This window comes from Bradyrhizobium mercantei (genome assembly GCF_001982635.1).
Lineage (GTDB): Bacteria > Pseudomonadota > Alphaproteobacteria > Rhizobiales > Xanthobacteraceae > Bradyrhizobium > Bradyrhizobium mercantei.
Genome location: NZ_MKFI01000003.1, coordinates 1 through 14,020, shown reverse-complemented (window position 1 = coordinate 14,020; position 14,020 = coordinate 1). Strand labels below are relative to the sequence as shown.

General features: G+C 65.2%; 11 protein-coding genes and 1 pseudogene. 4 read left to right on the top strand and 8 right to left on the bottom strand.

What is annotated here, in order from left to right:
• Positions 1 to 110: 110 nt before the first annotated feature.
• Entirely contained in the window at positions 111 to 908 is a 798-nt protein-coding gene (locus BI327_RS13580) for a tetratricopeptide repeat protein (protein WP_076860820.1), read from the bottom strand.
• Between the two features lie 205 nt (positions 909 to 1,113).
• Between BI327_RS13580 and BI327_RS13575 the strand changes: the two genes are divergently transcribed.
• Both BI327_RS13575 and BI327_RS13570 read left to right on the top strand, forming a co-directional pair.
• Positions 1,114 to 2,493, top strand: a complete 1,380-nt coding sequence (locus BI327_RS13575; RefSeq protein ID WP_076860819.1) for a leucyl aminopeptidase family protein — start codon at positions 1,114 to 1,116, stop codon at positions 2,491 to 2,493.
• A complete protein-coding gene (locus BI327_RS13570; RefSeq protein WP_076860818.1) occupies positions 2,486 to 3,328 on the top strand; it encodes a C40 family peptidase in 843 nt (280 codons plus the stop codon). The genes BI327_RS13575 and BI327_RS13570 overlap by 8 nt, the downstream gene beginning before the upstream one ends.
• A gap of 103 nt (positions 3,329 to 3,431) precedes the next feature.
• Here the strand turns inward: BI327_RS13570 and BI327_RS13565 are convergent, their stop codons facing one another.
• The 6 genes from BI327_RS13565 to BI327_RS13540 all read right to left on the bottom strand — a co-directional run bounded on the left by BI327_RS13565 (position 3,432) and on the right by BI327_RS13540 (position 11,918).
• Positions 3,432 to 5,057, bottom strand: coding sequence for an ABC transporter ATP-binding protein (locus tag BI327_RS13565; protein ID WP_076860817.1), 1,626 nt, complete (start codon positions 5,055 to 5,057; stop codon positions 3,432 to 3,434).
• A 3-nt stretch (positions 5,058 to 5,060) separates the two neighbouring features.
• Positions 5,061 to 6,245, bottom strand: coding sequence for an ABC transporter permease (locus BI327_RS13560; protein ID WP_076860816.1), 1,185 nt, complete (start codon positions 6,243 to 6,245; stop codon positions 5,061 to 5,063).
• Complete coding sequence (locus BI327_RS13555; protein ID WP_076860815.1) at positions 6,245 to 7,354, bottom strand: microcin C ABC transporter permease YejB; 1,110 nt, start codon at positions 7,352 to 7,354, stop codon at positions 6,245 to 6,247. The genes BI327_RS13560 and BI327_RS13555 overlap by 1 nt, the downstream gene beginning before the upstream one ends.
• Before the next feature lie 3 nt (positions 7,355 to 7,357).
• On the bottom strand, positions 7,358 to 9,229 hold the full coding sequence (locus tag BI327_RS13550; RefSeq protein WP_076860814.1) for an extracellular solute-binding protein: 1,872 nt from the start codon (positions 9,227 to 9,229) through the stop codon (positions 7,358 to 7,360).
• Positions 9,230 to 9,246: 17 nt separating this feature from the next.
• Positions 9,247 to 11,154, bottom strand: a complete 1,908-nt coding sequence (locus tag BI327_RS13545; protein WP_076860813.1) for an extracellular solute-binding protein — start codon at positions 11,152 to 11,154, stop codon at positions 9,247 to 9,249.
• A gap of 215 nt (positions 11,155 to 11,369) precedes the next feature.
• Positions 11,370 to 11,918, bottom strand: a complete 549-nt coding sequence (locus BI327_RS13540; protein WP_076860812.1) for a c-type cytochrome — start codon at positions 11,916 to 11,918, stop codon at positions 11,370 to 11,372.
• A 200-nt stretch (positions 11,919 to 12,118) separates the two neighbouring features.
• Here BI327_RS13540 and BI327_RS13535 point away from each other — a divergent pair, with 200 nt between their 5' ends.
• On the top strand, positions 12,119 to 12,859 hold the full coding sequence (locus BI327_RS13535) for a 3-deoxy-manno-octulosonate cytidylyltransferase (RefSeq protein ID WP_076860811.1): 741 nt from the start codon (positions 12,119 to 12,121) through the stop codon (positions 12,857 to 12,859).
• A 78-nt stretch (positions 12,860 to 12,937) separates the two neighbouring features.
• The gene (locus BI327_RS13530; RefSeq protein WP_076860810.1) at positions 12,938 to 13,798 is read left to right on the top strand and encodes a prephenate dehydratase; all 861 of its coding nucleotides are present in this window, start codon (positions 12,938 to 12,940) and stop codon (positions 13,796 to 13,798) included.
• On the opposite strand, the pseudogene BI327_RS13525 reads toward BI327_RS13530, so the two are convergent.
• Positions 13,795 to 14,020 (bottom strand): annotated as a pseudogene (locus BI327_RS13525) (LLM class flavin-dependent oxidoreductase); the annotation flags it as partial. The gene BI327_RS13530 and the pseudogene BI327_RS13525 sit on opposite strands and share 4 nt — an antisense overlap.

The window sequence follows — 14,020 nt, the reverse complement described above, 5'->3', positions numbered from 1 at the left end:
CACCCGCCGCATACGAGAACGCCCGGCAGCGCCGGGCGTTTCTTTTTGTATGCGTAAGGTCGATGCGTTGCGAGGCTGAGAGCCCCGTGGTCAGGCGCAAAAAGGGAGCGTCAGTCGTCCTTGGCGACGACAGGTGCGGCGCGCGACGCGGTCCGCGGGCCGTCCTTGCGGTTGAGCATGTCGCGGAGATAGGCGACATTGGCCGCCGCCTCATCCGCCGGCAGGTCGGCCTTGACGATGGTTTCAGCCTCCGCGAAGCGGCCCTGCAGGCCGACGACGAGCGCGAGGTTCTGCCGGATCCTTGTATCGGCGCGGGCACTGGCATAGGCCTGCCGCAACGTCTCTTCCGCTTTCGGCAATTCCTTTGTCAGCATGTAGGACAGGCCGAGATTGGACAGCACCGACGGCTCGTCCGGCGCCAGGCGCAACGCGCTGGCGTAATAGCGCCGCGCTTCGTCGTGCCGGTTCATCTTGTCGAGCGTGGTGCCCTGCACCGACAGGATCCGCCAGTCCGGATTGTCAGGGCTGTGGGCGCGGCCCAGCACGTCGAATGCCGCCTGCGAGTTGCCGTTGTCGGCCAGCGCGCGGCCATAGGCGGCGAGCAGCGCCTTGTTGCCGGGGTTGGCGATCGTGGCCTGCTCGAGCACGGCGCAGGCCTGCGCGCGCTGTCCGGACAGGCGCAGGCCCTGGCCGTAGGCGATCGCGGCGTCGACATCCTTGGGGTTCTTGCGATAGCGCTCACCGTAGATTTCGGCGGCGCGGCGCGGATCATCGGGGGTGGGGTCCGAGCGGGACGCGATCGATCCCGTCACGTCGGACATGGTCTGGCAACCGCCAAGGCCGGCGGCGAGGAGCGCCACGAGGGCCGCGGAAGCGAGATGCCGGGTCAAATTGGACGGTCGACGCATGGCACTGTGACTCACGAAATCGGGCGAATGGATCCAACTGAGCGTGCCAGCAATAGACTGTTAACCCTAACGTCTGGTTAACTGGCGGCGCTGGTAACCGGCGCGCCGGTTCCAATCCCGCAGGTCACGTCAACCGCGGGCGCGCTACCTTCCGCCATGAAAGGCGTGTAGTAGCCACCACAACGCCAGAACAGCCGAGAGCCGCATGCCATCCGTGTTCGAGACCGCACCGACCACCGCCGTCACACCGATCACCTTCGTCACCAAGGCGACATGGGATGCGATCCGCAGCGAGCTGCCGGCGCCGGCGCGCCAGTTCGCCGAGGCCTATGGCTTCGAAGCCAAGCCCGGCAAATTCCTCGCTCTGCCGGCCGCCGACGGCGGCATCGCGCTGGTGCTGTTCGGCCTCGAGGACGCAGACCACAAGGCGCGCGATCCGTTCCGGCCCGGCGCCCTGCCCGGCCTGTTGCCGCCGGGCGTCTACCGCTTCGCCAATGCACCGCATGACACACGGCTCGCCGCGCTCGCCTTCGCGCTCGGCTGCTACCGCTTCGGCCGCTACCGCAAGAACAAGGCTCCCGAAGTTCGCCTGGTGCCGCCCGACGGCATCGACGCCGCCGAGATCGAGCGGATAGCGGATGCGGCGGCGCTGGCGCGCGACCTCATCAACACGCCGTCCAACGACATGGGTCCGGCCGAACTCGCCGAGGTCGCGCGCAATCTCGCGACGCGGTTCGGCGCCAGTTTCAATTGCATCGATGGCGACGAGCTCGCGCAGAATTTCCCGCTGATCCACGCCGTCGGCATGGCCTCGACCCGCGCGCCGCGGTTGATCGAGCTGAGCTGGGGTGACCCGGCCCATCCCAAGGTAACGCTGGTCGGCAAGGGCGTCTGCTTCGACACCGGCGGGCTCGACCTCAAGCCGTCGAGCGGCATGCTGTTGATGAAGAAGGACATGGGCGGCGCCGCCAACGTGCTGGCGCTGGCGCAGATGGTGATGGACGCTAGGCTGAAGCTGCGGCTGCGCGTGCTGATCCCGGCGGTCGAGAACGCGGTTGCCGGCAATGCATTCCGCCCGCTCGACATCTTCAAGTCGCGCAAGGGCATCACGGTCGAGATCGGCAACACCGACGCCGAGGGCCGGCTGGTGCTCGCCGACGCGCTGGCGCTGGCCGACGAGGAGACGCCGGACCTGCTGGTCGATCTGGGCACGCTGACCGGCGCGGCGCGCGTGGCGCTGGGCCCGGATCTGCCGCCGTTCTACACCAATGACGAGGCGCTCGCCGGCGAGGTCGCAGCTCACGCCAGCAGCGAGAACGACCCGCTGTGGCGGCTGCCGCTGTGGCCGGCCTATGACGCCTGGCTCGACTCCAAGACTGCCGACATCACCAACGCACCGTCGGGCGGTTTCGCGGGCTCGATCACCTGCGCGCTGTTCCTGCTGCGCTTCGTCGAGCACGCCAGGAGCTGGCTGCATGTCGACATCTACGGCTGGACGCCGTCCGCAAAACCCGGCCGCCCCGAAGGCGGCGAGTGCCAGGCCGCGCGCGCGATCTACAAATTGTTGAGCCAGCGCTATGCATGATCCCAGACTGACGCCGGCCCGCGACGACCTTGCCGCGAAATATCTCGAGGGCAAGGTCAAGGCCGCACGTTTCGTCGACGGCGAGGCCTTCGAGGTGTTCGAGGCCACCGCGCCGCTGCGCCGCGCCCCTGCTGCCGATGCCGAAATGATGACGCAGGCGCTGAAGGGCGAGCGCATCACGATCTATGATCGCAACGGCGAGGGCTGGGCGTGGGGCCAGCTCGCCGATGACGGCTATGTCGGCTGGATTCCCGATGTCGCGCTGTTCAGGGTCGGTGCAGCGCCGACGCACAAGGTCACCGCGCTGCGCACGTTCGCGTTTCCGGGACCGTCGATCAAGCTGCCGCCGGTCGATGGTCTGGCGATGGGATCAAAAATCGCGGTCGTCCGCGAGGATAATCTGTTCGCCGTCACCCACGAAGGTTGGTACCTGCCCCGCCAGCACGTCGGACGCCTCGAGGTCATGGCGCAGGATTTTGTCGCGATCGCCGAGCAGTTCGTCGGCACGCCCTACTTGTGGGGCGGCAAATCCAGCCTCGGCATCGATTGCTCCGGCCTGGTGCAGATCGCGCTGACCGCCGCCGGCACCGGCTGCCCGCGCGACAGCGACATGCAGCAGGACGGGCTCGGCCGCGAATTGACGGCAGCCGAAACGAAGCATCTGCAGCGCGGCGACCTGGTCTTCTGGAAGGGCCACGTCGCAATCGCGCGCGACGCGACCACGATCGTGCACGCCAACGCGCATCACATGGCGACGGTGGTGGAGAACACGCAGGCCGCGATCGCGCGGATCAAGGCGGCGGGCAGCGAGGTCACCGCGATCAAGCGGCTTTAGCCCGTCATCCTGAGGAGCGCGAAGCGCGTCTCGAAGGATCGACGGCCCTACTCGGGCCACGCATTCGAGGCTCGCTCCGCTCGCACCTCAGGATGACGTGGTGCTACGTCGCCACCGTCCCCTCGCCGGCCGCTTCGATGCGGAACGCGGCGGCGAACAGCGCGCGGGTGTAGTCGCTCTTCGGGTTCTTGAACAGCTCGGAGGCCGGCCCCTCCTCCTCGACTTTGCCGGATTTCATCACGATCAGATGGCTCGCGAGCGAGGCCACCACGCGCAGATCGTGCGAGATGAACATGTAGGTGAGATCGCGCTTGCGCTGCAGATCGCGCAGCAGATCGACCATCTGGGCCTGCAGCAGCATATCGAGCGCGCTGGTCGGCTCGTCCAGCACGACGAAGTTCGGCTCCAGCACGACCGCGCGCGCGATCGAGATGCGCTGGCGCTGGCCGCCGGAGAACTCGTGCGGATAGCGGAAGCGCCACTCCGGATCGAGGCCGACATCCTTCAATGCCTTGATCACCCGCGCCTCGCGCTCCTCGCGCGACAGCTGCTTCTGGTGCACCTCGAGCCCCTCGGCGATGATGTCGGCCACCGACATGCGCGGGCTGAGCGAGCCGAACGGGTCCTGGAACACGATCTGCATGTCGCGGCGGAACGGCCGCATCTGCTTGAAGCGCAGGCCCTGGATATCCTTGCCGAGGAACACGATCGGCCCATCGGAGGAAATCAGCCTGAGCAGCGCGAGCCCGAGCGTGGTCTTGCCGGAGCCGGATTCGCCGACCACGCCGAGCGTCTCGCCCTTGCGCACCGCGAGGCTGACGCCATCGACCGCCTTGATGTGGCCGACGGTCGAGCGCAGCAGCCCGCGCTTGATCGGGAACCAGACCTTCAGATTGTCCGCCGACATCACGACCGGCGCACCCGGCTGCGGCGGCGCCGGATCGGGCTTCGGCTCGGCGGCGAGCAGCGCCTTGGTATAGGCGTGCTGCGGCGCCGTGAACACCTGCTCGACCGGGCCCTGCTCGACGATCTTGCCGTTGTTCATCACGCAGACGGTGTCGGCGATGCGGCGGACGATGCCGAGATCGTGGGTGATGAACAACAGGCTCATGCCGAGCCGGGCGCGGATCTCGGCCAGCAGTGCCAGGATCTGCGCCTGCACGGTGACGTCGAGCGCGGTGGTCGGCTCGTCCGCGATCAACAGATCAGGCTCGTTGGCGAGCGCCATCGCGATCATGACGCGCTGGCGCTGGCCGCCGGACAATTGGTGCGGATAGCTGTTGAGCCGGGTCTCCGGCTCGGGGATGCCGACCTGGCCCAGCAATTCCAGCGTCCGCGCCCGCGCCGCTGCGCCACTGACGCCCCGATGCAGCGACAGGATCTCGCCGATCTGGGTCTCGATGGTCTGGAGCGGATTGAGCGAGGTCATCGGCTCCTGGAAGATGATCGAGATGTCGTTGCCGCGGACCTCGCGCATCTCCCGGTCGGACGCGGCCAGCAGATCGCGGCCGCGAAAGCGGATCGCGCCTGTCGGATGCGATGCCGTGGGATAGGGCAGCAGCTTCAGCACCGACAACGCGCTGACGGATTTTCCGGAGCCGGACTCGCCGACCAGCGCGACGCACTCGCCGCGCTTGATCGAGAACGAGATGCCGTCGACCGCAAGCGAGCGGCCGAAGGCGACCGAGAGGTCGCGGACATCGAGCAGAGGCTGGTTGATCGCGTCCATGCGTCAGCCCTTCGAAAACGTCTTGCGCGGATCGAAGGCGTCGCGCGCGGCTTCGCCGATGAAGATCAGCAGCGACAGCATGATCGCGACCGAGAAGAAGCCGGTGAGGCCGAGCCACGGCGCCTGCACATTGGCCTTGCCCTGCGACAGCAATTCACCGAGCGAGGGCGAACCGGGCGGCAGGCCGAAGCCGAGGAAGTCCAGCGCCGTGAGCGTCATCACCGAGGACGAGACGATGAAGGGCAGGAACGTCATGGTCGCGACCATCGCATTCGGCAGCAGATGGCGGAACATGATCTTGCCGTTGGAGACGCCGAGTGCGCGCGCCGCCTGGATGTATTCGAAATTGCGGCCGCGCAGGAATTCGGCGCGCACCAGGCCGACCAGCGAAACCCAGGAGAACAGCAGGAGGATGCCGAGCAGGATGAAGAAGCCCGGCGGCAGCACCGCCGAAATGATCAAGAGCAGATAGAGCGAGGGAATCGCGGTCCAGATCTCGATCAGCCGCTGGAAGATCAGATCGGTCCAGCCGCCGAAATAGCCCTGCACGCCGCCGGCGGCGATGCCGATGATCGAGGACAGGATGGTCAGCGTCAGGCCGAACAGCACGGAGATGCGGAAGCCGTAGATCAGTCGCGCGACGACGTCGCGGCCCTGATCGTCGGTGCCGAGCCAGTTGTATTCGAGGTCGCGACAGCCGGTCAGGCCCTTCCGCTTCACCACGTCCGCGCACTGCTTTTCGGACAGGAGCCAGGTCGGCTTCGACGGCACCGCGGTCGGCGGATCGAGGTTGCGGCTGTCATAGGAGTAGCGGATCGGCGGCCAGATCATGCTGCCGCCCTTGGCCGCGATCTGCTTCTGCAAGTATGGATCGCGATAATCGGCCGCGGTCTCGAAGTCGCCGCCGAAGGTGGTCTCGGCATAGGTGAAAATCACCGGCCAGTAGTAGCGGCCGTCATATTTGACGAGCAGCGGCTTGTCGTTGGCGATGAAATTGGCAAACAGCGACGCCACGAACAGGACGAGGAAGATCCAGAACGACCAGTAGCCGCGGCGGTTCGCCTTGAAGTTCTGCCAGCGCCGCTTGTTCAGCGGTGACGGCGAGAAGCCGTGGCGCGTGGCGGGCACCGCCTCGCCGAGCGGCGATTGCGTCGTGGTTTCGACCGGCTGGGGCGCGAGCAGCGTCATCAGACCTCCCGCGCCTCGAAATCGATCCGGGGATCGATCCACATATAGGCGAGATCGGAGATCAGATTGACCACCAGCCCCACCAGCGAAAAGATGAACAGCGTTCCGAACACCACCGGATAGTCGCGGTTCAACACGCTCTCGAAGCCGAGCAGGCCGAGCCCGTCGAGCGAGAAGATGGTCTCGATCAGCAGCGAGCCGGAGAAGAAGGCGTGGATGAACGCGCCGGGGAAGCCCGCGATCACGATCAGCATCGCGTTGCGGAAGACGTGGCCGTACAGCACCTGGCGCTCGCTGCAGCCCTTGGCGCGCGCGGTCATCACATACTGCTTGCGGATCTCGTCGAGGAACGAGTTCTTGGTCAGCAGCGTCATGGTGGCGAAGGCGCCGAGCGCCATCGACACCAGCGGCAGCATCAGGTGCCAGAAATAGTCGATGATCTTCCAGTACCAGGGGAATTGCGACCAGCCGTCCGAGGTGAGGCCGCGCAGCGGGAAGATATTGAGGAACGAGCCGCCGGCGAACAGCACGATCAGGAGGATCGCGAACAGGAAGCCTGGAATGGCAAAGCCTACGATGATCACGGCCGAGGTCCAGGTGTCGAACCGCGACCCGTCCTTCACCGCCTTGCGGATGCCGAGCGGGATCGAGATCAGGTAGGTCAGCAGCGTCATCCAGATGCCGAGCGACATCGAGACCGGCAGCTTCTCCTTGATCAGCTGCAGCACGCTGACGCTGCGGAAGTAGCTGTTGCCGAAGTCGAAGCGTGCGAAGTTCCACACCATCAGCGCGAACCGCTCCGGTGCCGGCTTGTCGAAGCCGAACTGCACCTCAAGCTTCTTGATGAAATCAGGATCGAGCCCCTGCGCGCCGCGGTATTTCGAGTTGATGGCCGCGCCCGCCCCCGCACCCTGGCCGCGCTGCGCGCCGAAATCACCACCGCCTCCGGACACGCGCGAGGTGCCGCCGGTGTCGGCGCCGTTGATCTGCGCGATGACGCGTTCGACCGGACCGCCGGGGGCAAACTGCACCACCACGAAGGAGACGAACAGGATGCCGAGCAGCGTCGGCAGCATCAGCAGGATACGTCGGGCGATATAGGCGCTCATCGGCTACTTCGCCTGCTCGAGCTTGGCGGCCTTGGCCGCATCGTACCACCAGTTCTCCGGCGCGCCGACGCCCTGGGTATATTTCGCCAGCTTCTCGGTATGACCGAACTGGTCCCAATAGGCGATCGGATGCGTGTTGCGGTACCACTGCGGCACCCAATAGCGTCCGGCCCGGAACACACGGTCGAACGCGCGGCAGGCGATCGTCAGCTCATGGCGGTTGTTGGCGCCGATGATCTTCTCGATCAGTACGTCGATCGCCGGATTGGAAATGCCGGCGAGATTGTAGGAGCCCTTGGTCTTCGCGGCCTGCGAGGAGAAGAACGGCCGCATGCTGTCGCCGGGCGTCGCCGAGAAGCTGAAGCGCTGCATGGTCATGTCGAAATCGAAGTCTTCCACCCGGGCGCGGTACTGCACCGCGTCGACCAGGCGGAACGTCGCATCGATGCCGAGCGTACCGAGGTTCTTGATGTACGGCCCGTGATGCGGTTGCAGCGAAGGCTCGTCGTTGAGGAATTCGATCGTGATCGGCTCGCCGTTCGGCAGCACGCGCTTGCCGTCCTTGACGACACAGCCGGCCTCGTTGAGCAGCTGCACCGCCTTGCGCAGCAGCGTGCGATCCTGACCGGAGCCGTCGGACATCGGCGGCACGAACGGCAGGCCGAACACCTCATCGGGCACCTGGCCGCGGAACGGCTCGAGCAGCGCCAGTTCCTCCGGCGAGGGCGGCCCCTCCGCCACCATGTCCGAGTTCTGGAACGGCGAGACGGTGCGCGCATACGCATCGTACATGATGGTCTTGTTGGTCCACTCGAAGTCGAAGGCGCAGATCAGCGCCTCGCGCACCCGCGGATCCCTGAACTTGTCGCGGCGCATGTTGATGAACCAGCCCTGCGCGCCGGACGGCGTGTCGTCGGGCAGCGTCTCGCGCTTGACCCGGCCGTCCTTCACCGCGGGGAAATCGTAGCGGGTCGCCCAGACGCGCGCGGTGAACTCCTCGCGGAACAAATAGCTCTTCGAGGTGAAGCCCTCGAAGGCGACATCGCGGTCGCGATAGAATTCGTAGCGCACGGTGTCGAAATTGTAGCTGCCGCGATTGACCGGAAGCTCGGCGCCCCACCAGTCCTTGACGCGGTCGTATTCGACGTAGCGATTGACCTCGTAGCGCCCGACCTTGTAGGGCCCGGAGCCGAGCGGCGCATCGAGCGTCGATTCCTCGAACGATCGCGTCGCGTAATAGGCCTTGGAGAAGATCGGCAGGCTCGCGACATAGAGCGGCACGTCGCGCGCGCGGCCCGCCGCGAAGGTCACCACCACAGTCGCCTCATCCGCCGCCTCGGCCTTGACGAAGTCGCGGAGCTGCACCTGGATCAGCGGGTGACCTTTTTCCTTTAGCGTGTTGAGCGAGAAGGCGACATCCTGCGCGGTCAGCCTCGCACCATCATGGAAGCGCGCCTCGGGACGCATCGTGAAGCGGTAGACGAGCTTGTCCGGCGAGATCTGCACCGACTTCGCGGCAAAGCCGTACATCGCGTCGGGTTCGTCATTGGCGCGCGACATCAGCGTCGCGAATGTCATGTCCATGCCCTGCGCGCCCTCGCCCTTCAGGACATAAGCGTTCAGCGAGTTGAAGGTGTAGTAGGACTGGTTGTAGGCGCGCACCCACGGGATCACCGAGAACGCGCCGCCCTTCGGCGCCTTCGGATTGACGTAGTCGAAGATCTGGAAATCCACCGGGTATTTCAGGTCGCCGAACACCGACATGCCGTGCAGCTCGGCTCCGTTGTCGGCCGCGGCCGGTGCGACACGCATGCCTGCAGCACTCAACGCACCGATGCCGAGACCGAGTGCGTGCCGACGGGAGAATAGCGCCATGCGCGAATCCTTCGATCTTATGAACGCTTGAGCTTGGCCGCCTTGTCGGCGTCGAACCACCAAAGATTTGGGAATCCGGAAACGGCATATTTCGGCAGCGGGTCGGGATGGTTGAAGCGATCCCAGTAGACATAGCGCTGCTTGTCGTAATTGAAGTGTGGAACGCAATAGAAGTTCCAGAGCAAGACCCGGTCCAGCGCCTTGGCGGCGGCGACCTGATCGGCGCGGCTGTTGGCGAAGATGATCTTTTCGATGATGGCATCGACCGCCGGATTCTTGATGCCGGGAAGATTGTTCGAGCCCTGTCGATCGGCGGCCTGCGAGCCGAAATTGTCGCGCTGCTCGTTGCCGGGCGAGATCGACTGTCCCCACACCTGGGTGACCATCTCGAAATCGAAATCACGGACCCGGTTCTGGTACTGCACGGTGTCGACCGCACGCAGATTGACGGTGATACCGAGGCGCTCCAGACTCGGCTTGTAGAACAGCGTGATCCGCTCCATGCCGGAATCACCGCTGTTGCCGAGGATCTCGACCGTAAAGGGCTGACCGGATGCATCGACCAGCTTGCGGTCGCGGATTTCGAAACCGGCTTCCTTCAACAGCCGCGTCGCCTCGCGCAGATTGGCGCGCACGTTTTCCGGCGTGCCGCCGACCGGATTCGTATATGGCGTCATGAAGACTTCGGGCGGCACCTTGTCGCGTACCGTCTCGAGAATCTCGAGCTCCTTGCCTTCCGGCAGGCCGGTCGCCATCAGATCGGGAATGCCGTCGAAATAGCTGGAATCGCGATGGTACTCGCCGGTCGAGAGCACGCGGTTCATCTCTTCGAAATCGAACGCGTAATTGAAGGCGCGGCGCAGCCTGGCGTCGGCGAATTTCGGGCGCCTCAGGTTGAACACCCAGCCCTGCATCCGGCCCTGATTGCGGACGGTGAAGAGCTCCTTGAGCAGCCGCTTCTCGCGCACCGGCGAAACGTCGTAGGCCGACGCCCATTCCTTGGCGCTGCGCTCGTTGTACCAGTCGAACTGGTCGGCCTTCAGCGCCTCGCGGGCGACGGTGTCGTCGCGGAAATACTCGTAGCGCAGCTCGTCGAAATTGTTCTGTCCGATCGCGATCGGAATATCCTTGCCCCAATAATCCTTGACGCGCTCGAGTACCACCGAGCGTCCGGCGACGAATTCCTTGATCCGGTAGGGACCCGAGCCGAGCGGCGGCTCCAGCGTGCTCGCGGTGATGTCGCGCTTCTTGCCCTGCGGGTCGGTGCCTTCCCACCAATGCTTGGGCAGGATGATGAGCTGGCCGGTGATCATCGGCAGCTCGCGGTTGCCCGGGCTATCGAAGGTGAACTTGATGTCGCGATCGCCGATCTTCTCGGCCTTTTCGATGTGCCGGTAGTAAGCGCTGAACATCGGGCTGTTCGCCTTCAGCGCTTCGAACGAGAAGATCACGTCCTCCGGCGTCACCGGCTTGCCGTCGTGCCAGCGTGAGCCCGGCCGCAGGCGGTAGATCACGTAGGAGAAGTCGTCGGGGAAGGCTGCCGCCTCGGCGAGCTCGCCGTAATACGTATCGGGCTCGTCGAGCGAGGCTTCCATCAGCGAGTCGTAGATGCGGGCGACGGACGCGGCGACCGTGCCCTTCAAGCCGGCGACCACCAGGTTGAAGCTGTCATAGGTGCCGGGCTGGAACAGCCGCACCACGCCGCCCTTCGGCGCGTCCGGCTTGACGTAATCGTAGCGCTTGAAGTCGGCCGGGTACTTGATCTCGCCATAGGTGGAGAGGCCGTGCCGCCATTTCAGCCCGTTGGGGGCGTCGTCGGCGAAGGCCGGCGTGATCGCCGGCAGGCCGCCGGTATTAAGTCCGAGCGCCGGAGCGATTGCCGCCAGTGCGCTGCCTTGAAGGAGGTGTCGTCGGGTGATCGCCAAATTCGCTCTTCCTGCTTGCGGCCCCGGTTACATGGGACCCAATATAAGGCAACGGTTCGACAAATTACGTTGCTTTTTCCTCATGATATTGGCCCGGGAACAATATCGGTGCGGCGAAACGTCCCGATAACAACCCCGCGACAGCGGATTCCCCATGCGAAAACGGCCAGGCATTGCCTGGCCGTTTCATCCACATGCTTCTGCGAAGCAAATCGTTACTTCGAAGCGGTCGGGAGCGGAGCCGGATGCTCCGAGTTCGAATTCAGATAGGCGATGATGTCGGCGCGCTCGCTGTCCTTCGGCACGCCGGCGAAGCCCATCGCGGTGCCCGGGATGAAGCCCTTCGGATTGGTCAGGAACTTGTTGAGGTCGTCGAAGGTCCAGGTGCCGCCCTTGCCCTTCATCGCAGCCGAGAAATTGAAGCCGCGGCCTTCGCCCCTAGGCTCGTTGACGATACCATAGAGGTTCGGACCGACGCGGTTGGGGCCGCCCTTCTCGAAGGTGTGGCAGGCCTGGCACTTCTTGGCGGCCGCCGCGCCCTTCTCGATCGACGCGGTCTGCAGCAGCTTCTCGATCGGCTCGGAGGCGGCCGCAGCGGCCTCGCCGCCACCGCCATGGGACTCTTCCTTCACCGCGATCTCAAAACCCGGCTTCTCCGGCATCTTGGCCGAGAACACCGATCCGGCGGTAAAGCTCATCACCAGGACGACGATGCAGGTGCCGAGAACCGCACCGAGGATTTTGTTGAGTTCGAAGGAGTCCATTTTGGGTCAGGCTCCGGGCCTTGAATGTCGACTTCAGGCCGGGAATACGGCCGCGGGGAAAGACCTGGGAATCGGCCTTATCGCACCGCCCCAAGCAGGGTTGAGATATCGGTTTGCCCGCGCTCTGGCAACCCGTATAAACGCGCCGAATTCAACCTCCTCCCCGGCAATTTCCGTTAGCCGGACTGGCCCCGACACGAATGACCGATCCCCGTACCTTGGTGCTGATTCCGGCCCGCATGGCCGCGACCCGATTGCCCGGAAAACCGCTGCTCGACATCGCCGGCGCGCCGATGATCGTCCATGTGCTGCGACGGGCCGAGGAGGCCGGGATCGGCCGGGTCGCGGTCGCCACCGACACGGCCGAGATCGCGGCTGCGGTGACCGCTGCGGGCGGCGAGGTCGTGATGACCAGGGCCGACCATCCGTCAGGCTCGGACCGGATTTATGAAGCGATGATGACCCTCGATCCGGCCGGCGATGCCGAGATCGTGGTCAATCTGCAGGGTGATTTCCCGACCATCACGCCCGAGACCATCCGCAGCGTGATGCCGGCGCTCGACGATCCGGCCGTCGACATCTCGACCCTGGCCTCGCGCATCCACAGCGAGGAGGAGGATCAGGCCCCCAGCGTCGTCAAGGCGGTGGGATCGCCGATCGGCGCCAACCGGTTGCGCGCGCTGTATTTCACCCGCGCCACCGCGCCCCACGGCGACGGGCCGCGCTACCATCATATCGGCCTCTACGCCTACCGCCGCGCCGCGCTGGAGCGGTTCGTGAAGCTGCCGCCCTCACCGCTGGAGCAGCAGGAGAAGCTCGAGCAATTGCGCGCGCTGGAAGCCGGGATGCGGATCGACGTCACCATCGTCGACACCGTCCCCCGCGGCGTCGACACCCCGGCCGACCTCGAAACCGCCCGCAGAATACTTTCCAAAGCCTGAGCGGCATCTCTTTGTTGAGCACGATCTTTTCGGAAAACCGGATTCCACTTTTCCGGATCATGCTCTAAAAGGCCAGCCATGACCAAGAAGCTGAAAATCGCGTTCCAGGGCGAGCCTGGCGCCAATTCCCATATCGCGATCGTCGAGGCCTATCCCGACGCCGAGCCGATGCCCTGCCCGACCTTCGAGGACGCGCTGGCCGCGATCTCGTCGGGCGAGGCCGATCTCGGCATGATCCCGATCGAGAATTCGGTCGCCGGCCGCGTCGCCGACATCCATCATCTGTTGCCCGCCTCGGGCCTGTTCATCGTCGGCGAATGGTTCTTGCCGATCCGCCACCAGCTGATGGCGATCAAGGGCGTCAAGCTCGCCGACATCAAGAGCGTGGAAAGCCACGTCCAGGCGCTCGGCCAGTGCCGGCGCACGATCCGCAAGCTCGGCATCAAACCGATCGTCGCCGGCGACACCGCCGGCAGCGCCCGCGATGTTTCCGAACGCGGCGACAAGACCGTGGCGGCGATCGCCTCCCGTCTCGCTGCCGAGATCTATGTCCTCGACATTCTCGCCGAGGACATCGAGGACGAGACCCACAACACCACCCGCTTCGTGGTGCTGGCGCGCGAGGAAAAATGGGCCGCGCAGGGCTCGGGCGGGCTGGTCACCAGCTTTGTGTTCCGGGTGCGCAATTTGCCCGCCGCGCTGTACAAGGCGCTGGGCGGCTTCGCCACCAACGGCGTCAACATGACCAAGCTCGAAAGCTACATGGTCGACGGCAATTTCTTCGCCACGCAATTCTATGCCGACGTCGACGGCCACCCCGACGACCGCGGGCTCGCCTTTGCGCTGGAAGAATTGAAATTCTTCTCGCGCGAATTCCGCATCGTCGGCGTCTATCCCGGCCACCCGTTCCGCGCGACCTTCAGCGAGACGCGGGATTAGGCCGCGTCCCTCTTGCCGAGCCCGAATGCCTCGGCAAGCAGACTGTAGGACTTCTTCCGGGCCGCGTGATCGTAGACCGCGGTGATCACCATCAATTCGTCGGCCTGGCTCGCCGTGATCAGCGGCTCGAGCTTGGTCATCACGGTTGCCGGGCTGCCGACGAACAGCCGGGCGCGGTTGCGTGCGATCGAGGCGCGCTCGGCGTCGGTGTAGGGATAGGCC

Bases quoted from the DNA above. Each gene is read 5' to 3' on its own strand.
- BI327_RS13580 (WP_076860820.1), bottom strand. From the start codon at position 908: ATGCGTCGACCGTCCAATTTGACCCGGCATCTCGCTTCCGCGGCCCTC.
- BI327_RS13575 (WP_076860819.1), top strand. From the start codon at position 1,114: ATGCCATCCGTGTTCGAGACCGCACCGACCACCGCCGTCACACCGATC.
- BI327_RS13570 (WP_076860818.1), top strand. From the start codon at position 2,486: ATGCATGATCCCAGACTGACGCCGGCCCGCGACGACCTTGCCGCGAAA.
- BI327_RS13565 (WP_076860817.1), bottom strand. From the start codon at position 5,057: ATGGACGCGATCAACCAGCCTCTGCTCGATGTCCGCGACCTCTCGGTC.
- BI327_RS13560 (WP_076860816.1), bottom strand. From the start codon at position 6,245: ATGACGCTGCTCGCGCCCCAGCCGGTCGAAACCACGACGCAATCGCCG.
- BI327_RS13555 (WP_076860815.1), bottom strand. From the start codon at position 7,354: ATGAGCGCCTATATCGCCCGACGTATCCTGCTGATGCTGCCGACGCTG.
- BI327_RS13550 (WP_076860814.1), bottom strand. From the start codon at position 9,229: ATGGCGCTATTCTCCCGTCGGCACGCACTCGGTCTCGGCATCGGTGCG.
- BI327_RS13540 (WP_076860812.1), bottom strand. From the start codon at position 11,918: ATGGACTCCTTCGAACTCAACAAAATCCTCGGTGCGGTTCTCGGCACC.
- BI327_RS13535 (WP_076860811.1), top strand. From the start codon at position 12,119: ATGACCGATCCCCGTACCTTGGTGCTGATTCCGGCCCGCATGGCCGCG.
- BI327_RS13530 (WP_076860810.1), top strand. From the start codon at position 12,938: ATGACCAAGAAGCTGAAAATCGCGTTCCAGGGCGAGCCTGGCGCCAAT.